The sequence below is a fragment of the Paraburkholderia sp. BR10923 genome (assembly GCF_040948765.1).
Classification (GTDB): Bacteria; Pseudomonadota; Gammaproteobacteria; order Burkholderiales; family Burkholderiaceae; genus Paraburkholderia; species Paraburkholderia youngii.
In genome coordinates this window covers 16,704-35,305 of record NZ_JBFPKO010000043.1, presented here as the reverse complement: position 1 = coordinate 35,305, position 18,602 = coordinate 16,704, and the positions used below count along the sequence as shown (strand labels likewise).

General features: G+C 61.2%; 20 protein-coding genes. 4 read left to right on the top strand and 16 right to left on the bottom strand.

Features of this window, described 5'->3' with window-relative positions; genetic code table 11:
• Positions 1-128: 128 nt before the first annotated feature.
• Positions 129-554, top strand: coding sequence for a hypothetical protein (locus AB3X94_RS38480; protein WP_368614272.1), 426 nt, complete (start codon positions 129-131; stop codon positions 552-554).
• Positions 555-670: 116 nt separating this feature from the next.
• Here AB3X94_RS38480 and AB3X94_RS38475 read toward each other — a convergent pair whose 3' ends face one another.
• From AB3X94_RS38475 to AB3X94_RS38410, 14 genes are all read right to left on the bottom strand, one after another.
• Entirely contained in the window at positions 671-1,084 is a 414-nt protein-coding gene (locus AB3X94_RS38475; RefSeq protein ID WP_368614271.1) for a hypothetical protein, read from the bottom strand.
• Between the two features lie 88 nt (positions 1,085-1,172).
• A complete protein-coding gene (locus tag AB3X94_RS38470; protein WP_368593952.1) occupies positions 1,173-1,640 on the bottom strand; it encodes a hypothetical protein in 468 nt (155 codons plus the stop codon).
• Between the two features lie 82 nt (positions 1,641-1,722).
• Positions 1,723-2,349, bottom strand: a complete 627-nt coding sequence (locus AB3X94_RS38465) for a hypothetical protein (protein ID WP_368614270.1) — start codon at positions 2,347-2,349, stop codon at positions 1,723-1,725.
• A gap of 87 nt (positions 2,350-2,436) precedes the next feature.
• A complete protein-coding gene (locus tag AB3X94_RS38460; RefSeq protein ID WP_368614269.1) occupies positions 2,437-3,066 on the bottom strand; it encodes a hypothetical protein in 630 nt (209 codons plus the stop codon).
• A 499-nt stretch (positions 3,067-3,565) separates the two neighbouring features.
• Positions 3,566-4,054 (bottom strand): hypothetical protein, encoded by a 489-nt coding sequence (locus AB3X94_RS38455; RefSeq protein ID WP_368614268.1) that lies wholly within the window; start codon positions 4,052-4,054, stop codon positions 3,566-3,568.
• 282 nt (positions 4,055-4,336) lie between these two features.
• Positions 4,337-5,356: a hypothetical protein gene (locus tag AB3X94_RS38450; RefSeq protein ID WP_368614267.1), complete on the bottom strand. Its 1,020-nt coding sequence runs from the start codon at positions 5,354-5,356 to the stop codon at positions 4,337-4,339.
• A 113-nt stretch (positions 5,357-5,469) separates the two neighbouring features.
• A complete protein-coding gene (locus AB3X94_RS38445; protein WP_368614266.1) occupies positions 5,470-5,628 on the bottom strand; it encodes a hypothetical protein in 159 nt (52 codons plus the stop codon).
• 63 nt (positions 5,629-5,691) lie between these two features.
• Positions 5,692-5,898: a hypothetical protein gene (locus AB3X94_RS38440; RefSeq protein WP_084598303.1), complete on the bottom strand. Its 207-nt coding sequence runs from the start codon at positions 5,896-5,898 to the stop codon at positions 5,692-5,694.
• A gap of 86 nt (positions 5,899-5,984) precedes the next feature.
• Positions 5,985-8,306 carry an SMC family ATPase gene (locus AB3X94_RS38435; protein ID WP_368614265.1) on the bottom strand — a complete coding sequence of 774 codons (2,322 nt, stop codon included), beginning with the start codon at positions 8,304-8,306 and terminating at the stop codon, positions 5,985-5,987.
• Positions 8,294-8,884 carry a hypothetical protein gene (locus tag AB3X94_RS38430; protein WP_368614264.1) on the bottom strand — a complete coding sequence of 197 codons (591 nt, stop codon included), beginning with the start codon at positions 8,882-8,884 and terminating at the stop codon, positions 8,294-8,296. The genes AB3X94_RS38435 and AB3X94_RS38430 overlap by 13 nt, the downstream gene beginning before the upstream one ends.
• Before the next feature lie 217 nt (positions 8,885-9,101).
• Positions 9,102-10,508: an exonuclease SbcCD subunit D gene (locus tag AB3X94_RS38425; RefSeq protein WP_368614263.1), complete on the bottom strand. Its 1,407-nt coding sequence runs from the start codon at positions 10,506-10,508 to the stop codon at positions 9,102-9,104.
• 85 nt (positions 10,509-10,593) lie between these two features.
• Positions 10,594-11,079 carry an NADAR family protein gene (locus AB3X94_RS38420; protein WP_368614262.1) on the bottom strand — a complete coding sequence of 162 codons (486 nt, stop codon included), beginning with the start codon at positions 11,077-11,079 and terminating at the stop codon, positions 10,594-10,596.
• A gap of 182 nt (positions 11,080-11,261) precedes the next feature.
• Complete coding sequence (locus AB3X94_RS38415; protein ID WP_368614261.1) at positions 11,262-12,665, bottom strand: hypothetical protein; 1,404 nt, start codon at positions 12,663-12,665, stop codon at positions 11,262-11,264.
• A complete protein-coding gene (locus AB3X94_RS38410; RefSeq protein WP_013094719.1) occupies positions 12,662-12,928 on the bottom strand; it encodes a hypothetical protein in 267 nt (88 codons plus the stop codon). Before AB3X94_RS38410 ends, AB3X94_RS38415 begins: the two co-directional genes overlap by 4 nt.
• Positions 12,929-13,561: 633 nt before the next feature.
• On the opposite strand from AB3X94_RS38410, the gene AB3X94_RS38405 reads away from it, so the two are divergent.
• The 3 genes from AB3X94_RS38405 to AB3X94_RS38395 all read left to right on the top strand — a co-directional run bounded on the left by AB3X94_RS38405 (position 13,562) and on the right by AB3X94_RS38395 (position 16,098).
• Positions 13,562-14,185: a DUF1845 domain-containing protein gene (locus AB3X94_RS38405; protein ID WP_152854554.1), complete on the top strand. Its 624-nt coding sequence runs from the start codon at positions 13,562-13,564 to the stop codon at positions 14,183-14,185.
• 966 nt (positions 14,186-15,151) lie between these two features.
• Positions 15,152-15,544 carry a polymer-forming cytoskeletal protein gene (locus AB3X94_RS38400; RefSeq protein WP_368593939.1) on the top strand — a complete coding sequence of 131 codons (393 nt, stop codon included), beginning with the start codon at positions 15,152-15,154 and terminating at the stop codon, positions 15,542-15,544.
• A complete protein-coding gene (locus AB3X94_RS38395) occupies positions 15,544-16,098 on the top strand; it encodes a hypothetical protein (RefSeq protein WP_368593938.1) in 555 nt (184 codons plus the stop codon). Before AB3X94_RS38400 ends, AB3X94_RS38395 begins: the two co-directional genes overlap by 1 nt.
• 79 nt (positions 16,099-16,177) lie before the next feature.
• On the opposite strand, the gene AB3X94_RS38390 is transcribed toward AB3X94_RS38395, so the two are convergent.
• Positions 16,178-16,897, bottom strand: a complete 720-nt coding sequence (locus AB3X94_RS38390) for a hypothetical protein (RefSeq protein WP_368593937.1) — start codon at positions 16,895-16,897, stop codon at positions 16,178-16,180.
• A 12-nt stretch (positions 16,898-16,909) separates the two neighbouring features.
• A complete protein-coding gene (locus AB3X94_RS38385; protein ID WP_368593936.1) occupies positions 16,910-18,601 on the bottom strand; it encodes an ATP-dependent helicase in 1,692 nt (563 codons plus the stop codon).
• Between the last annotated feature and the right edge of the window lies 1 nt (position 18,602).

Here is an 18,602-nt window from a genome sequence, read left to right as displayed (position 1 = left end):
CAATCACCAGACGGCTCTTCAGGTCTTTGTTCTCTGTCATCAGTGTCAGTGTGCAGGTGTCCACGTGGACACCTAGCTTCTGACCTTCTGCCCCTCGATGGAAGGGCGTCTTTTATTGACCGCTTACGATGTTTCGCGTTGCCATCACGGCTTCATCGGAGCGTCTGGCGATTGTTCACTTGCTTCACTTTAATCCGGCATTTCAAAGCGCGATGACCTCGTACATCGTTCGTGACCACGTCCTCAACCGCATTCTCGACAGCCACTTGCGCGGCGTGGCGCTCAAATGCGTCAGGCTGAAGGTTCAGGACAACAAGCAGGTCATGTTCCCTATCGAGGTCGATTTCCACGACTACATCGAGCGCAGAAACCCGCATGAATCAACCCCTGTGACGACCGGCCGCGGACTCTTCACGCAGCGCGTGAAGATCCGATCTGAATTCGTGCTTGCGGGCCGTACGCGCGTGCATACAAGCCATAGCACTCCGGTCGCGGTACCAAAGGATATCGCGCGCCTTGCGATGACCGAGCCAGTTCGCACTGAGCAGAACTGATTCGCGCGTGATCTGCGGCCGTGCATCGTTAATCGCGAAGTGCTGAGACCCCCCAAAAAAACAAGCCTGCGGTTTGTGAGAACTCGCGGGCTGGGTCGATAAAACGGATGCGGCATTCAGTGGTTGAAGCCAAGACGGAACTGGTCGCCGGTTGCAGGTGCAGCACGCCGTGAGGCGGCCGCCATCCAGCGATTCACTTCTGCAGCGCGGTGCGCAATCGTGCTAGAGATCCCAGCCTGTCGGGCCTTCACCCGCGCCGAATAGTCGGCGGCCGTCGAGTCTACACTCGCCACCCAAGGATACATCTTGACCCTCGATAAGGCCTGCCCCTTGACGCCGAAGCAATGGACGCGCGCCCGAGCTGGAAGATACCCCTCCAGCCCCTCCAGTATGGCGAATAGCCCATGTTTGGGATCGGTCAGGTGCCGTCGACAGACGGACCCAAGGCCGATCAGGACTGGGGGCGCGATCCATGGCATCCATCGCTCCCACTCCTGCATCATGAGATCGATGCTGCGTCTGTAACGCATCGACCGTCCAGCCTTGAACCACACCTACGGGGATGCGAACGGCATTCTGAACCGCGGCCGCGCTCATCGTCTTCGACAGTTCATCCTGTCACGGATAGACGACACGCAGCATTCCCTCCAGAAGCGTCGCCGTCGCGTTGATGCGATAGTCGATCGCAGCCTGATCCGCGGCAATCTCCGGCTCCCAGCATAAATCGGGCTGAGAGACCCACGTCGCCCCGGAAAACGAGGCGAATTCTACGCATTGCTCCATCGTCCACGGATATACGCCAGCGATGCCGCGCTGCCAGCCTTTCAGTTGAAAGAGCCGCATGGCGGTGAATCCCGCACTGTCCAGAGCGAAATCCATCTCTGTCAGGTCTGTCGCTTCAGGGTTGCGGAAGCGCCCGGTTTTCGGATTCCAGAAGGCAGAAGCGGAGACCATGCCCGCGTAGCCTTCATTGAACGCGTGGTATGCGAGTCGGCCGCCGCTGTGCGGGATACCGACACGGAACCACGCCTTCGTCCACATGAGCGTTGCGCTGGCGAACCGGCATGCCGGGTTCAGCTGCTTCAAGGTACATAAGCTACTCCAGATGGATGCGCGGAGCAGCCCCTTGCGAGGGCGTGCCCCGCAAGGGTGAATGAGATAAGACCGCTCACGCGGCCATCGAGAAGAGATCGAGCTGCTGCACTTCCTTTACCGCATTGCTGATCAGGTACTGATCCATCTCCGCCGGCGTCAGGTTCAGACGCTCGGCGAGGCGCGCGAAATACTGCCCACGCACCGCCATCTCCTGATATCGCTGGGACTTCCCGCTAGGCAGTGTCAGGATCGTTTCGTTGAGCCAGAAACGCGCCGATTCGATGCCTGCGTTGACCTGCACGCGCGCATACCACTCGTAATCAAACGAGCAGGTCACGAACTCACACGCTCTTTCGGCATCGACGTCGAGGCGGTCGCTTTGTTCGAAATACACAACGCGTTCGCCAGCAGTCGTTTGCGCATAGGTGGACACGCGACCCGGATGTCGGTACCCGTTCCACTGCTCTGCGCCAAAATCCCGAAGACCTTCGGCGGGCGCCTCCGCGTCGAACTGTCCGACGCGGAACCATCCGTGATTCGTGATGGGTACCTTCGGAAACGTGTCGACTTTGGGGATGCGGTATCGGCGCCCCAGTCTGTGGACTTCGTACCAGGCTGATACCGCTGGAAACGCATGCGGTGCGTAGTAGTGCATGGACAGCATGAAGTCGATCGCGACCAGTTGTGACGGCGTGATCATTTCGAACTGCACGTCGCAGAGGTCGCGGTTCTCGGGCGTATCAGGAATGAGACCAGCCGCGAGATCCGCGTCGTGCCGTTCGGCGCGTTAAATTTCGAGCGCGTCGAGCGTGAGCAGGTAGCGCAACAGGTTCATGCGCTCCCAGAACGACAGCACATCGGGCTGCACTCGCACATATCCGGCAGAACTCAGCGACCGACCGACCAGCTCGCGGCGCTTCAAATCCCACTGTGTCGCGAGCAGGTAATTGCGGAAATCGTTGAGGCCCGCCATGTACGCATGCTCCGGCTCCCGGATCATGGATTCCAGCGACTTGTCCCGATCGCCAACGACGCAGCAGAACACGCATCCGAATCGCGAACCGCACGCCGTACGCTGCCCACTTTCGCCGAGAACCACTCCGCACATGCCATCGTTACCGGCGCGGTACAGGTCCGACAGACGTTCGATGGATCGCACCGAAAACGCACAAGGAAACGGACGCTTCTCTTCGTCGGCAAACATCGTCAGCATCAGCCAGATGTCATCGACCGACCAGTCGCGCAACGGTGAGATAGACAGTGCATCGTTGGCGTCACGCGTAGGCGCAATCGCGCTTTCCGCTCGGGCCAGCATGGCAACGCCGCGCGAGGCGCTTTCAGCGATGCGATTGCCGAGAATGGTACAGATCTCGCGGTCGCCGCGGGCGGTCGCATCGCGCTCGAGCGCCGCGCGCAACCGCCGCTGTGGGATGAGCTTCCAGTCCGTCGCGTTGCTCTCGTGCGTTTGCCGGCACGCACGCCGTTTTCGACGGTGCGCACCAGTGTGCCGCGGCCGATGGTGGAAACGACAAACTGCATCGCCAGCGACGGCGTGGCAATGTGTGTCGTCACGCCAAGCCCATATGCGGCCGCGTGATCGTCGACTTCCTCCAGCATGGTCTCGATGTGTCGCGCGAGACTGCTGTTTTCGATCGTGGTGTTGGCCGATGAAATGTAGTGCGCGGGTTGGGCGAGGCCTTCATCCGCGACGCGGCGCACGGCTTCGAGCATGAGAATCGTCGCGCACGTCGAGTCCTTGCCGCTGGCCGTGCCGCACAACGGATGGCCGGCACGGATCAGGCCCATGAGGACGGCGATTGCCGCCTCCATCTTTTCAAGAATTTCATCAAACATGATTGGTTCCGGTTTGATGGAGCACGCCCCCTCGGGAGCGTGTCCCGTAGGGGTTAGTAAAGTCAGGCAGGGAGGGCCGATAGTTCTTCGACCATCTGGCGGTAGGTAACAAGCCCCTGCTGGTGCTTCTGCATGATGGCTGTGCGGCGTACACCCCGTGCCCATCGGTCGGTCGCGCCGATGCGATCGAGTGCTCCGGGATCGGTCACGCAGTAGCCCATGCGGAGCATTTCTTCGATCGCCTCGTTGAGGGAGTCGAAGCAAAGATGACCGATGAACCCGTCCAGGTCGAACTGCTGAATGCGCCAGGCCTTTGAGCCTGACGCATCCGGAAGCACGAATGCCCAGGACTCGCGATCTTCCATGCGGCACTCGATACCGGCTGGATCACCGTCATACGAAGACATGAGACGTTGATATGCGATCTGCAGCGGGCGGGCGATGTCACGCAAGTGACGCCCGAAATCCGCGGGAACCCGGGTGGATGCAGTGCAGACCCGCTCACAGGAAGCAGAACGGTAACGATTGGCGCTGCGTTGAGTGCTTTTCATGAAGGCTCCAGTAGGACTGGGAGCCTTCCCCGGTGGGAGAAGCTCCCAAGGGGAAAAAGAAGCCCGCGAGGCGGGCTGGTCGATGCGCCAGTGGCGCAGAAGATTCACACAGGGTAATTCCAGTGCGCGAGCGTGGCCATGGGAAAAGATGCGGAAAAAGTGGTCTCTTTCGACCGAAGACGAGCCTCAAATCCGGCGCCGACTGCGCGAGCACCAAAAAAAACGCCCGTCGGGCGACCCCTGTGAGGGGACGCTCGACGGGCGGTTTCATGGTAGTACCGGTTAGCTGGTCCGGTATCCGAACCTCTCCAGATCGGGAAGACCGCCAATGGAATGGATAAACGCTTCAGCATCCACACCATTTTTCGCAGCCATGCCCCGAAATTCGTTAATCCTTTCCATTGCGTGCCTGATCGCCTCTTCCCGATCCTTCAGTTCCAGTGCCAGGAAATGGCCGTTCCCGCGCGCCAGCTCAACTCCCTGAAGCGCGGCTTCATGTTCACGCAACCGGCTCAGCGCCCATTTCACCCGGTCCCGGACATGATCAGGAACTGCGTTGTTCATGTCCGGCAAGTGAGGACCGCATGGATTGCGCAACACCCCGGCAAACTTCTGCAACATGGCTTCCTGCATCGGCACCGTGAACCTGCCATTCATCTGCACGGCGGCAACCCAGTCCCCGCCGTCCAGAAGATGGTAGAAATTCGCGTCGCCGTCCGCTCTGACCCGGATGGTCGGAACAGGCTGCACACTGACCGGGGTCGACTGGCGATTCGCGATCCATTCGATCAGCGAAAGCTGATCGCGTTTCCAGTCGATCTCATCGTGCGGGTACTCGAAGCGCTCGCAAAGCAGCCGGTGGAAGTTTTTGAACTCCTGGTCCTGCGTTCGACAATCTCCGCTTTCCAGCACCTTGCGGCTCTCCAGCAGGGCAGTGGCCCCGAAGCGACTGTCGACCTCACGCCATAGCTGCCGGATATGCTTCATCCATTCGGCGGCCGACGGCAGTTGCGATACGAGTTCGACGATGCGACCGTCGATGCCGGCGTGCGCATCGACACAGGTATCGTTGAGAATCGCCCCCTGCAGGTCGAACAGGAAGACCAGCGCATCGACACCGTAGGTCTCGGCGATTGCACCCAACGTTTCAACTGCGTTCAGCAGCTCGCGCATGAAGCGTGCGAACAGGCCTGGACGGTGCATTCCCACGATTGCCGCGGTCGCAACGTCTGCGGCTTTGCCGGGATCATCGGCAGGAATTTCGGCCTCGGTGATCGCCTGTGAGTGGACGAGACTGCGCATTACATCATCTAGAAAATCACTGCATGAGAAGGTCAATTTCGGCTCCTTGGGGGATGCCGGGCAGACCTTCCCAACCGGGAGGTCTGCCCGGTCGGGGTAAAGAAAAATGGCAGTCAGGCGCGACGAAGTTGCCGGTCGAAAGGCGACAGACTATTGGCTGGTACGCGCGTCGGATGTTTGTGAAGCGCAGCGAACGACTGCTGTTCCCAGAGCAGGCATACAAGTGCAAGCATTGCCCCGATCACGGTTGCGGCTGCGATCTGCTTCTTCATGGTCACCTCCATCTTTGCGCACGAAAAGCCCCGACGCTCTTTCGAGGCCGGGGCTTCGCGCGATCAGGAACAGGTTTGCGGATGCGCGGCCGGGAAGACCAGGACGCGACCATCCTTGCAGAGAACAAAGTCGCCCGGCTCGCCTCGCGGCTTGCGGACAACGATCGTCGGTGCTGGCCTGGCCGGCTCAACGTGTGCCACAGGTTGAGCCGTGCACGCGCACAGCGACGAACTGCTCGCTGCGATGAGCAGCAACAACAGGTTTTGCATGGGATTCCTCGTTGTAAAAAAGACGAGGGAACGCCCCTGTGGGGACGTTCCCCACAGGGGCAAGAAATGAAAAGAAATGACAGCGCTCAGGCAGCGAGCGCCTCGACGTCAATGACTGCATCCGCTTCCGCAACCAGATCGGGGGTCTGCGAGATGAAAAACTCCCGCTCGTACCCGCCCTGCCGCAGCACTTCCCGCTTCATCCGCATGAACTGCAGCTTGCGCTGCGGATCGAGCGGACCATCGGACTCGTCGCTGAACAGGGTCTGGTAGGGCTGGCCAGCATTGCTTGCCAGATACAGGGCGATGCCGCGTGTCAGGCACTCGTTGATCCAGACCTTCTGGCCACCGGACATCACCGTGACTGCCTTGGTGCTGTCGTGATCGGCGTCATGCACGAGGATTTCGAACCCCTCGCGCAGTTCACCGCTCGCCAGCGCCCGCTGCGTCTGGATCTCGACCGTGAAGCGCATGCCATAGCAGGCGAGCAACAGGTCGCTCACCATCTTCGTGAGGGCGGGGCCCGCATCGTCGATCGTCAATGCAATCACGCCTTCGTTGCCGAGGCCTCTCGCGAGCAGCTTCCACTGGGCAATCTCATCGGAGATGCGGTTCGCACGCGACTGTGTAGCGTCGAATCCCGCAAGCTCCTTTGCGATCGCCTGTCGCTCGACCTCACGCGTCGTCTGCGAGCGGATCAGTGATTCGATCCGGGCATCGGCCGCGGTGATGGCTTCGCGGCACTGCGTTAGCTGCCGGTCGATATCGGCAATGGCACCGGTCACGTCGTCGACGCCGAGGCGTGCGACTTCCGCGTCCAGTTCCTTCGCTTCCTCCGACAGACGGGCCTGCTGCGCCTCGCGGCCTGCGCGCAGCGTGGCTTCCTCGGTCCCGAGCGCGGCCAGTTCTTTACTGGCTTTGCCCAGACCCCCGGTTGCGGCATCGAGCAGCGGCTTGCGTGCGGCGAGATCGACAGCTTTCTGAAGGTCACGGCGCGCGGCCGCGATCGCATCATTGACCGTCTTCAGCTCCGCCCGCCTGCCCGCAAGATGCTGCACCTGAGGCGTCAGCAGCGCGACCTCATCGCGTTTGGCACGAAACGTCGCACGCAGATTCGTGAGCGAAATGCGGTGCTCCTGAACCTGTACGTCGGCCTGACGGGCCTGCGCAAGCAAAGGACAGGTGTTGTGCATCTCATGACCGGCACAGGGCACGGTACTGATCACACTCGCCTGCTGTTCCAGCGACTTCAGGAGCGTCATCTTCGACGTCCCTTCCGACTCCAGACCGTTCAGACGGGAAGTTGCCGCGGTCAGCGCAAGCTGCTTCTCCTCGAGGGCAGCAATCTCCCTCTGGATCGGCTCGACACGCGCCTCCTCGCTCGCGATACGTGCCTGGGCGGTATCACGTGCCGCGGCGGCACCCAGAATCGCTTCACGTTGCGCAATCACTGCGTTGTGTTCCGCGATGGACGAGCGCAACGAGGTGCGCCGCTGGTTCAGGCGCCGTTCGTCGGCGCTCGCGTCTGTCACAAGGACCTGCATGGCCGACGAAATCTGGCTTCGCCGCGTACCGAGTTCCCGCAGGCGGGCCTGCGTACCGGCATTGGCCGTCTGCCTTGCAGCGAGAACGGCGCGCTGGTCGGTCAGGGTGGCCACCTTTGCGTTCAGCGTCTGCCGGCTCTCGCGAGTTGCGGTGACGGACTGTGCATCGGAAGCGATGGCCTGATCGATCTGGGCGACGCGATCGCGCTTCGATCCAAGCGCAACGAGTTGCTGTTGCGTGGTGTCGAGCGCGCGACTGAGCACCTTGGCGACGTCGGCGGCTTTCGCCGACAGCGTGCGCAGGTCATCGATATGCAGCAGTTCCGCGAGTAATGCCTTGATCTCGGTCGCACCATACGATGCGAGCGGACGCCGGTTCTGCGCAGAAAAGACGCTGGTAAAGAACGACTCCAGCGAGCCACACACCGACTCGACGCACAGGTCATAGGTTTCCGCCTTGCCATCAGAGACGGTACCGTCCCCAGACTGCATGGGCTGCCAGTTTCCGTCCGCGTCGCGCCAGGCCAGGTAGTACTCAGCCTTGCCCGTCTTGCCGGGCTTGCGGAATGCGAATGACGAGCGGTACCGCACAGCGCCATGCTCCCATTCGAACTCCTTGAGCGCGTGCGCGCCGTAGACGTGGTCCCAGTAAGAGAACGCATCCACCGACACTTTCGCGGCCCGCGACGGCATGATCCGGTACGGATGGAGGTTATCCATGATCGTGGACTTTCCCGCACCGTTCGGACCGGTCAACGCGATGAGGCCTGCCGGAAGCGATTCGAGATCGAGCGTGACGGTGTCGCGCTTCATGCCGTCACGAACACCAATAAAGCCCGTCAGCGTCAGTTTCAGTGGGCGCATGTCGGCACCTCCTGAAGCGGCGCATCGTACAGATAGTCCGATGGCAACCACGGCGCATCATCGTCGTTGGACAACATCCTTCCAACGATCGGATCAGGCACGTGGGCAGACTGTTGAGCAGCGTTCGCAGCCGCCTGGGCGGCCGCTCGAGCGGCCTCTTCCGCCGCCCTCTTTTCCAGCGACCCGTCGACGACTTCGCCAACGGTCCTGCAGACGGCGGCATAGGCCGCGCTGGTACGCCGGATCAGCGCGTCCCAATTATCGACACCGGTGAGCGCGAGCAGCTCGCGTGAGCCCCACTGGTTTGCATAGCCCGTGTTGAACGACCACAGCAGGTTCTGCAGCTGCACGTCGGGTACAACGGCCAGATCCGCCGTTGCCGCGTTGACGGCAGCAGTCAGGATCAGGAAGCGGTCCGACTGGGCAATGACAGCCCCGCGATGTTCTCCAAAGGGAAGATGAAAGATGCTCGCGCGATAGCCCGCGTGGTCGGTGAGGACCTTCTGGATCTCGCGCGGCGAGCGGTTTGCAGTGAAATGCCGGACCCATTGGGAGCCGGCGGGATAAAGACCAAACATGATGACACTCCACAGAAGATGGGCGGAGTGCATCCCTGAGGGGATGAATCCCCGCCAGGGTTATAGAAAAATTGGATGCAGGAGACTACGATCGATGCGTCAGGGACGCGGGTGAACCTTGTTCCGGAAGCCCGCGGTCCTGTCGTAGCGGGCGGGCTTCCGGAACACAGCTGTGTTCCGCGCGAGAGTGCCATACGGGCCACTCTCACCATGGCGGCTAGGCCGCAAACAGATCGTCGTTGAGCCAGTCGAGCGCCGCGGGTGTAACGGTCGCCTTCGTGTCAGTCCCGACCGGTGCGGCCGTGACTTCGTCCGCCGTCTCCAGAAATGCGGCAGGGTGCGTGAGCACCGTGGCGAGCGCCGGCATTTCAGGCGGCATTTCAGGCTGCGGTTCGGGCCCGGAAGCAAGACTGGCGAGCACACCGGCCGCGATCGCTTCCACGTCGCCGGAGGCGAGCAGCTGCAACCGGTCCTGAAGCGGGCTGGCGTCAACGCTTGAAAGTTCGCACCAGCGTGCGAGTTTCCCCTCGACGGTCGTCTCCAGACTGATGCCCTGGGCACGGCTGCGAACCACCGGCAATACGCGCGACTCGACCTTCAGGCCCGCGGCGCCAGAAAACAGCGCCTTGATCGCCTCACGATCGACCACCTGACGATGCTCCTCGTCGACCTGCCAACGCACACGCACGAACTTGTCGGTCGCGTCCGCAGCGAGCTCCTGAAGCTTTGCCATGTCCGGTGGTCCGTCGAAGTCCATGCAGATCATCTGTCGCGAAGGCGTTGCGACGAGCGTTGCTGACGCACTGGCCGGTTCAACGTCCCACGACAGATAGCCTTTCTCGCCCTCTTCACCGTAGTGAAACCGGCCGATCGAGCCCGGATATGCGACCAGCCTGCCGTCGCGCTCCCACTGCTGCGCCTTGTGAATATGGCCCAGCATGAAGCCATCGCATTCGGCTTCGAACAACGCCGTGAGCGAGAACTCGTGATCGAACCCCGCCATCGTGACGCCGTGCTCGGTCGTGCAGCCGTTGACCGTACCGTGCGAGACACCCACCGTCCGAATCCCCGCTGCGCGAAGCTGCCTGTTCACCCGGCCCGCCGCCGCCAGATATGCGGCGAGCACATCGCCCAGTCCCGTACCGGCCTCGAGCGCGCCAACGCTCGCAGCCAGTTGGCCCTTGTTGACCGTGGGCAGGCAGGTGAACACCACTTCGGGCATGACGCCGATGAACTGACGCAGTTCGTCATCCGAGAAGACTGGTCCCTTCGATGCCCAGAAACGCCCATCGACGAGCGCGACCTGAGATACGCGATCCGCGACATGGATCTGATGAACGCCGCCCATGAGGGCGAAATTATCGAGCGTGCCCGGTGGCTCATGCGAGAACGTCCCCTGCAACATGAGAACAGGCATCGCGTTGGCTAGCCGGTGAATCTGGGTCGCGAGCGCGTGCAACGACGGCGCATGCGCATCGAGCCGGTGATCGGTCGAGTCGCCGGAAATCACGCCAACCTGAGCGCCGCGGTCGATCGCGTTGCCAACCGCGAAACTGAAACAACGGTCGGACTCGGCCAGATTGTCGGGCGCGTAATGCAGGTCAGAAAAATGCGCGAATTTCACTTTCGCCTCCAGAAATGAAAAAGGCCGCCAATCGGCAGCCATTGTGGGAATGCGCGCCCGGGAGGACGCAGGGAAGGAATCTTCGTCAGTGCGCAGCGAGCGCGTCCCGAACCTTCATGAGCGCGATGCCCAGGAGGTTCTGTCCGCGCCATTGCGACTCATCGGTCAGGCGTGGGTCACGTTCGCCAAGGCCGACGCCCCAGATACGGTCATAGGGACTGGCCTCAACCAGCACCGTCGGCGCCGTCGCCAGCAACACGGACCGTAGCTCATGGCTTTGCGCAAATTTCTCGCGGCAGACAACGAAGACGATCGATTCGCGCCGCGCGACCCATGTATCCAGATCGAAGTTGGCGACCTTGCGGCCGAGCTTCTTCTGTGTCATCGGATCAGTCGCCGCGAGAATCTTCGCGGCGGACGTCTCGTCATCAAACAGCTTTGCCTTCGCGTACATCATGAACTGTTCGACACACGTGAAAGAGACACCGTGGTAGGTGAAACGGCACGGATGCCAGTTGCTCAATACATCGTCCGCGCCGAAAAACGCGGTGTAATTCCCGATCGTGCGCATCGGACGAACTCCTTTGTGAATAACAGGGAAATGGCCGCATCTAGCGGCATGGCTTCGATGCGCAAATGCGCGGTCGAAAACACTTGAGCAAACACCAGCTTGCTGAAATGTTCTCGCTACGGGTACGGAGAGAGCCAGCCCCGAAGGGCTGGCAGGAAGGTTGTGGAAAGGGATGAAAGCGGTCAGTCGAAGAACGTCGTCCGCCTGGTCGCTGCGATCTCGCGATCGAGTGCAGCTCGATCGGTCAGTGCCTTCTCCAGACGCTCGTTCATGCTGTCGACATCCTGCGGCCGCTCGACCCATCCACGTCCATAGGTGGTGTGCGCAAAGACCCGGAAATCTTCCTTCCGGTTTTCCGCGCTTAACCCGAGACGCTTCAGCAGGTCCGACATACGGTCCAGCTTGTCGGCGAGCGTTTCGACTGCATCGTCCGCGCTGGCGTCAGTTTGCGATGACGGCGGGTTCGATGCATGACCCGGTTCGGCACCGCTTGCAACCTGTACCGGCTGTTGCTGCCCGGATGCCTGTTGGTCTGCCATCGGGTCGCTGTCGTCGACAGAGCTCTCACCGCGTGTTCCCTCATCAGCAACGGCGACTGGAAAGCCACCGCCAAGGGGAACAACGTTGCCACCGGCCTCGAGCAGTGCGACAGCCTGGCCAGCCGCTTCGATTGCCGGCACCGCATCATCGGCGCCGTCGAGCAGCGCACCGATGTCGATGTCGGCGTCGAGAACGGTGAGCAGCTGCTTTGCCCGAACCGCTTCGCCGTTTTCGTTGATGCGTGTGATGTCGAACTCGCGCTTCGTGATCCAGAAACGCGTCCCGGTCAGTTTGCCTCTGGCAAGCTGCACGGTCTGCATGGCCGAATAAGCCTTCTGAAGCACGTAGATCGAATTCGTCGGCAACTCGATGAGGCCCAGCCCCTTGATGTCCGGCACAGCGAAGATGAAACTCGCTGACATGTTGCAATGTCGCGCCTGATACTGCGGACACTGTTCGGGGTCACAGATGCCATCAGGAATCGCTTCATCCTGCCGCCGGATCACGGTGCGGCCGCCGAAGTGGCGAACCGCGCGTTGCGCCCGCTGATCCCGCTCCATCTTCGCGTACGTCATGCAATAGCGGATGCCATCGCGTTCGTACTGCGAGAAGAACTTTCGACCATTGGCGCCGTACACGGCCATCTGGTTGGGCAGGTTCTGCATCCAGTCGTTGAACGCGAACAGCACTGGAAAGCGATAGAGCTTGAGTCCCTCGCCACGATCCTCGCCATACAGCCTGAGGACTTCGTCGGCGACGACGGGATTGGTGAAGTCCGAGCGGCGACACGTGAAATACGGTGTGTTTTTGGGCGCGAGTGCGTTTTTCAGGTTGCACTTCGATTCGATCACCTTGCCGATCGTGTCGAACGAATCACCCGCCGCAACCATGTCGTTGTAGATGTCAACGGCGCGACTGTTGGCTCGGGCTTTCGATGTGAGCACCTTGATGCCGGGCCGGATGTGTCCGATCACCGGCGGGCGCAAGGCCCGTTCTTCAACGACACTGCGCACAGGGCCGTTGAGCATGCTGGGAACTGCATTCATGAGGGTTTTCTCGCAAGGAAAAAGATCGCTGTGGTGCGCAACTCGCTGGCCGACTGCTCCAGTTCGTGCGCCGCCGCCTCGCCGCGGCGTTCAGCAACATGTGAAAGAAAAACGCGGCGCTCGGGATCGCTGAACGTCGCGAACCGTGCTACCTCGCACCGCGTGCGCCATGCTGGCGACGCGGTATCTGCAGATGCGCGTTCCTGGGCGATCGTGTCGCTGATCGCCTGGGCAATGCGCTGGTCAAGACGGTCGGGAAGCATGGAAGACCTCCGTACGGGACAGGAACTGAAGGACGAAAAAAAAGCGCGTTCCTCGGTCAGAGGAGCGCGCTTCGGGATTCGGATGAAATGACCCGAGCGCCACAACCCTTCTGGGGTCGTGGCGCTCAGGGAGCCGTGAGGCTCACAGTCGGGAACGTTAGGTCGTTCCCGCGCAGCATGGTCACGCTGCGCAACAGCCCATTTTCGGAAAATTCATTCCGCCGCAGGATCACGGTTCAGTCCACTACGATCGTTCTACCCAGACGGGCTCTGGAGAGAGAACACCCGAATGATCCGGGTCCGAACGATGTCGCGGCGCAAGTGAATGCGGCCGGCAACGAGTTTTATGACTGAATGAATGGGGAACGCGGGCTAGGCGCTCATCAGCAGAAGATTCCACACCAGTTGCCGGCTGGTCGGAGCATGCGCAGGGCACGACTTGGACAGAAGATGGACTCCGGGCTAGCCGGGTCAGTGTCGATGCGTCAGGGACGCGAGAAGTAGAGTCAGTATTGCCCAAAACGCTGCCGCAAATCCCCCGAAAGATCACGAAAACGGCATAGCTTTTGACCGTATATCGTCTGACATGCGCCCGCAAAATGGCCGGTGAGAGAGACCACCCTGAATAATCCCATGGCCGCAGTTCTTGAACAGACACAGGAGCCGGACCCGCGTCCAGACATAGCACCGGATGCTCCAGCTATGGCCGTCGCCCCGCCAACTGAACAGTCAACGCCTGCCGTACCCGGTAGCGGGTTGAAGCCCATCGAACGCCTCACGAGCGATTCGCGAATTGCGCGCATTAACGCAGAGTCGGATGCGAAAACCGTGCTGCGCTATTCGTCGCTGTTCGCGCGGAACTACATTCGTTCCGACTACAACTTTTGCGCGTCGAAGATCGCGGTCGCGCGAGGGGGAAAAGTGCGCGCACTCGAGACGGCGTTGCGGGAGACTTCAGAGTGGTTGCGCAAGACGGAGCAATGGCTGCTGCGCCATGAAGCCCGCCCGATCGAGTTGCCACATGACCTGATCGAGCTGACGATCACCCGCCCTCTGGCCGGGTTGCTGGTCCGGTGCCTCACGCAGTACGACCGCGTGTATGCGCGCGCAACCGAACGCGTCGTCAGCAGCAAGATCACAGGTGAGGAACGCGCCCGCATCCTCAACAACGCCGAGCGCAGGCTCAAACATATCGTGCAGATCTGCATGCCGGACAACGATCAGTACGACTTCGACGGCGAGCGGCGCGAGCAGTAACGCCCGCCCTTCCAGAGCAGACCCGGAAAGCCCCATCGCGGCTTGACATCGCCGCTGGTTGGCTACGCTCGAACTGTCACAGGAGAGAGATATGAATCTAAGGGAAATTCAGGCGCTGCACGCGCAGTACAGCACGCAGCCGGTAATCATCGACCTTGCTAGTCATACGGCAGCCATGCCCGTCCTGCCTGCGCCGGACCGCGTTCCGCTCGCCCGCAGTCGCGCTGTTGAACTTGCGGCTGTGCTACGCAAGGCCGGCAAGCCTGCAGTCCTCGCGCTTGCTATTGCCGCTTTAGCTGCAGGCGGTGGAGTAAGCGCCGCGCGTATCTGGCGCGCGATGCATGAGACGGTCGTGGCGCCGAAAGTGCCGGTCGCACCCAACCCGGCGAAGCCGTCTCCGGTTCCTGCTGGCAACTCCGACGGTACGATGCCGATCAACGTGGCGCCCGCACGTCCGCTTGTGTCGAGTGACCTCGACACGCACAGACCGGTGGCTCAGTCCGCACTCGCGGACGTCGATGCCCGCACTCTCGCTTCTCAATCGGTTCTACCGGCTGCTCCAGCCTCCCAGGCTCCGCATGCTTCTGCCGTAAGCGCAGCAGCATCCCCCATTCGGATGCAGCGATCTTCGCCGGCCGCTACTTCTGTCAATGGGATTGCGTCGCCGTCGCCTGCAACAGAGCCCTCCGAACTTGCGCCGAAGGTGACCGATGCCCCGAATAACAACCAGCCGGCGGCCACGCCCCCAGTTGTGCCCGCCACAACGCAGCCGAAAGCGGTTCCCGGCGGATCGGCGCAGGATGCTCCGAGAGCCGAGTCGCGCGCTGTCCTGCGTCCTCTGCATCGCCTTACCCGCCACGCGGCGGCCACTGCAAACAGCGATATCGCCGAGCCGGCCGCTCCAGCGCAACCCAAAGCACAGCGCTCAAAGTCGGGCGATGTGCAGCTATTCTGATGAGGCGACCGATGAAGCAACAGCCGCTTAATGTCACGCTCCTGTCCGCGGGGCTATCGATCCACGGTGACGTCATCCTCGATCACGGTATGAGTAACTTCGGCATCGTGGACGGGAATGTCGTTTCAAGTTCCGGCCTCGTCCACATCGGCCCGGGAGGCATGGTGAAGGGTCAGGTCGAAGGCGAGTATGTCAGGGTGGATGGAACCGTCGAAGGCGACGTCCGGGCCCGCGGCGCTCTAGAGATCAATGGCCGCGTGATAGGCAACGTCTACTACTACGGGACGATCCGTCTCGGCCCGCGTGCGTCACTTGAAGGGCAGGTCAAGCGCAGGAGCGATCTGACGATAGAGAACGCTGCAAGCAACGTTCAGCAGTTGTCACGCGCCGCATCGAACTCCTGATGATGCGCCTAGGTACATTTTTCAACCAGAAGAGTTCCATGATGCACTGTATCAGCAAGATTATTAGCCCTTTCCTCGTTGCCGGCGCGTTCATGGCCAGCGCACAGGCCGAAACAGCACCAGTTCAAGAGCAGCTCGACGCAGCGCTCTACAAGGACGGCGTTCAGATCGTGACTGGCACATCGATCATTGGCAACGATGGTAAAGCCGCCTTTGTCATTTCGAACGGCGACAACATCGGCTACGGTCATTGTACGAAGGTTGGCAACACGACCACTCCTAGGAGCGAGAGCGCCTTTGTCGGCCGCGCCCTGTTTATCGCACCGGCCATGGTCGACGGGAACAAGGCGATGGTTTCGGTCAGCGTTCAGGACACGGAATTCGTCGGCAAGTCCGAAGACGGGCCAGCCGACTGTCGTTCCGAAGTCGTGAATACGAAGGGTTTGATCGTCGAGAAACGCAACGTGGTGGTCGCAGACGGCCAGACAATCGACGTGCCGCTAGGCGACTCTCACTATCGACTTGTCCTGAAGCTGCACAATGTGGCTCTTTAATCGCTGACGAACATTCAGCCCGGAAAGGGCAACAACACAAGGGGCGCACAGCGCCCCTTATTCTTCCCGCGGCTCCGCATCACGGCCACATTCCGGCATCTGACTGGAAATATAGCGCCTGATAGCCAGGCAGTTCAACCGACTGTGCTTCGCGGTCGACCCTCATGCCGCGCGCTTCGAGCCACAACGTCAGCCATTCCAGTGCCCGCTCAAGTGCATGAAGGTTGGTCTGTGCCGCGATCCGCAGCGCATGATGCACAGCGAGCCTGTTGTACGGGGCCGAATTACCAAGTCTGCTAAACGGCGAGGCGAGGTGATATCGCCTCCACGTGAGCGCGAACAGTTCAGCGATTTCACCTGCTTTGAGGAGCGGCGCGATGTCCCGTTCTGCACCGGACATCGACGCTGCGGCATCCGGGGACGTGCATGCATCGAGGCTGGCGCGCAAGCCATCCAGCACCGGTCTGTTTGCTGCATGCCACGACGCGAGCAGATCTTGACCGATCCCCAGGCGCGCCTGTACCGTCTCGTCGAGCCACGCCCTGCACTGACCGTTGCCAATCAACGAGAGTCCGACGACCGCGAGCGGCGCCCAGTCCTCGCGGCCGATTGCGTAGTGATAGCCCTCGCCGTCTTCATGCCAGGCGCACAGCGCGTCGGCTCTGGCATTTGACCACTGGAATCCATCGGCGTGCAGTTGATGCAGGGCACGCTCACCGTGTTGGGCAGCGCTGTGCGGGACGAGGCTCAGAGTTGAGGCCGGCGTGTAGCCGAGTCTGTGTAACAGTCGTTTGAGCATGCGGATCAATGCCTACTGGATCGCAGATTCGATGACAAATCGGGAGACGGGATTTTTCTTGATCGTCGCGATTGTCAATCCGTCGCGAGCACGCGTCATCGCCACATAAAACAGGCGACGCTCCTCAGACTCGGTGCTTTTCTCATCAGGAACGACACCCTCTTCGGCGCGTGAGATCCACACGTGGTCCCATTCGAGCCCTTTCGAACTGTGCATTGTGGTAAGCACTAGCGCGCCTTCAGCCGGCTTGTTGTTTTCTCGCCGCAGAAACTCGATGCGCTCGGCGAATGTCCCCGACAGGCGCGACAGTACGTCGTAGGTGCCCTGGATCGCCCGGATCGCCTGGTCGTTCTTCGCATACGTCAACATCAGTTCGTGTACACCGTCAAGCACCAGCGAATAGAACCGCCGCGCGCACAATTCCTGCCATTCGCATAGCCGCTTCATGAATGCGCGATAGACCGTCGCCGTATCTTCTGGCAAACCGAGCGCCAGCAGATCCTTCTTCTGACGCTGGACGAGCACCGTCCCCATATCGCGGTGCAGGACGCCAAGCAGGGGCGTGCTGACACCCATGTAGCCGAAGACCGCGTCGAGCCCGTTCTGCTTGTGCCCTTCGGCGACTTCCAGCAGATTGCACATCAGCGCGCCCTGCGGGCGATTCAACACGGAGCTGCCGGAGGCGCGGAAGTACGGCACACCATGCGATCGGCACACGGCTTCGATCGGGTCCAGAATGCGGTTCGTGCGTGAAAGGATTGCACATGACTTGCCCGCCTTCAGCAGCGGTTGCAACGTCTCGACTGCCGCGACGGCGTCCGCATATTCGTCATCAGAGCGCCTGGCCATGACTGCGCCGCCCGGGCCGCGCTCTGCTCGCAAAACCTTCAAAATGCGATCTGCATTGTTGCGAATGACGCGATCAGCCGCTGAGAGGATTTCGTCGTGGCAACGGTAGTTACTCCCGAGCACCACCCGTTGGGCGCTAAACGTGGTTGCGAAGCTTTCCATGCCCCTGAAGCCGAGTGCGGCACGGAAGCCATAGATACTCTGATCGTCGTCGCCAACTACGGTGACGTTGGCCCCCGCCTTGGCGTGCAGTTCGACCCAGCGATATTGCAAAGGGTCCGTGTCCTGGAATTCGTCAACGAGCAGATCGGTGAAGTGATACGGTTCGATGTCCCCCGCCTCCATGCCGGCGACCGCCAGTCGTAGCATGTCCTGAAAGTCGATCTTGCCGTTTCGCTCCAGCGACGCCTGATAGGCTTCGTAGATCTGCGCGTCGCCGGTGCCCGCCTCGACGCGTCCGAAATTGGTTTTGATGCCCTCGATGACGGGCACGACATCCTCTGGCTTGCAGTCCAGACCCAGCTCGGCGATCACTCGCGCTATCAGCGCCATGCGGTCGCCATCAGTCGCAATATCGCGCTTGCCCAGTTGCCTGAATGCAAGCGAGTGAAACGTGCCTGCGATCAGGCGCTTCCTGGTGCCGTCGCCAGCGAGCGCAAGAATGCGGTCGCGCAGCTCGACGGCCGCATCCTTGCTGAATGTGACCGCGCCGACGATCGCAGCGGGGTCCGATAGCAGTAGCGCGGCCTTCGCCGCTATGGTCTTGGTCTTGCCCGCGCCGGGGCACGCGATCGCGACGCAGTGCCCCCGCTGTTCTGCGACCTCCCGCTGTTGCGGATTGAGCCCGTCGAGCATG

What these genes read in the sequence shown, in the direction of transcription:
- AB3X94_RS38410 (WP_013094719.1), bottom strand. Translation starts at nt 12,928, where the DNA reads ATGCTTCCCGACCGTCTTGACCAGCGCATTGCCCAGGCGATCAGCGAC.
- AB3X94_RS38480 (WP_368614272.1), top strand. Translation starts at nt 129, where the DNA reads ATGTTTCGCGTTGCCATCACGGCTTCATCGGAGCGTCTGGCGATTGTT.
- AB3X94_RS38475 (WP_368614271.1), bottom strand. Translation starts at nt 1,084, where the DNA reads ATGCGTTACAGACGCAGCATCGATCTCATGATGCAGGAGTGGGAGCGA.
- AB3X94_RS38400 (WP_368593939.1), top strand. Translation starts at nt 15,152, where the DNA reads ATGAAGCAACAGCCGCTTAATGTCACGCTCCTGTCCGCGGGGCTATCG.
- AB3X94_RS38435 (WP_368614265.1), bottom strand. Translation starts at nt 8,306, where the DNA reads ATGCGCCCACTGAAACTGACGCTGACGGGCTTTATTGGTGTTCGTGAC.
- AB3X94_RS38465 (WP_368614270.1), bottom strand. Translation starts at nt 2,349, where the DNA reads ATGATCACGCCGTCACAACTGGTCGCGATCGACTTCATGCTGTCCATG.
- AB3X94_RS38385 (WP_368593936.1), bottom strand. Translation starts at nt 18,601, where the DNA reads ATGCTCGACGGGCTCAATCCGCAACAGCGGGAGGTCGCAGAACAGCGG.
- AB3X94_RS38450 (WP_368614267.1), bottom strand. Translation starts at nt 5,356, where the DNA reads ATGCGCAGTCTCGTCCACTCACAGGCGATCACCGAGGCCGAAATTCCT.
- AB3X94_RS38430 (WP_368614264.1), bottom strand. Translation starts at nt 8,884, where the DNA reads ATGTTTGGTCTTTATCCCGCCGGCTCCCAATGGGTCCGGCATTTCACT.
- AB3X94_RS38390 (WP_368593937.1), bottom strand. Translation starts at nt 16,897, where the DNA reads ATGCTCAAACGACTGTTACACAGACTCGGCTACACGCCGGCCTCAACT.
- AB3X94_RS38395 (WP_368593938.1), top strand. Translation starts at nt 15,544, where the DNA reads ATGATGCGCCTAGGTACATTTTTCAACCAGAAGAGTTCCATGATGCAC.
- AB3X94_RS38455 (WP_368614268.1), bottom strand. Translation starts at nt 4,054, where the DNA reads ATGAAAAGCACTCAACGCAGCGCCAATCGTTACCGTTCTGCTTCCTGT.
- AB3X94_RS38420 (WP_368614262.1), bottom strand. Translation starts at nt 11,079, where the DNA reads ATGCGCACGATCGGGAATTACACCGCGTTTTTCGGCGCGGACGATGTA.
- AB3X94_RS38415 (WP_368614261.1), bottom strand. Translation starts at nt 12,665, where the DNA reads ATGAATGCAGTTCCCAGCATGCTCAACGGCCCTGTGCGCAGTGTCGTT.
- AB3X94_RS38405 (WP_152854554.1), top strand. Translation starts at nt 13,562, where the DNA reads ATGGCCGCAGTTCTTGAACAGACACAGGAGCCGGACCCGCGTCCAGAC.
- AB3X94_RS38440 (WP_084598303.1), bottom strand. Translation starts at nt 5,898, where the DNA reads ATGCAAAACCTGTTGTTGCTGCTCATCGCAGCGAGCAGTTCGTCGCTG.
- AB3X94_RS38445 (WP_368614266.1), bottom strand. Translation starts at nt 5,628, where the DNA reads ATGAAGAAGCAGATCGCAGCCGCAACCGTGATCGGGGCAATGCTTGCA.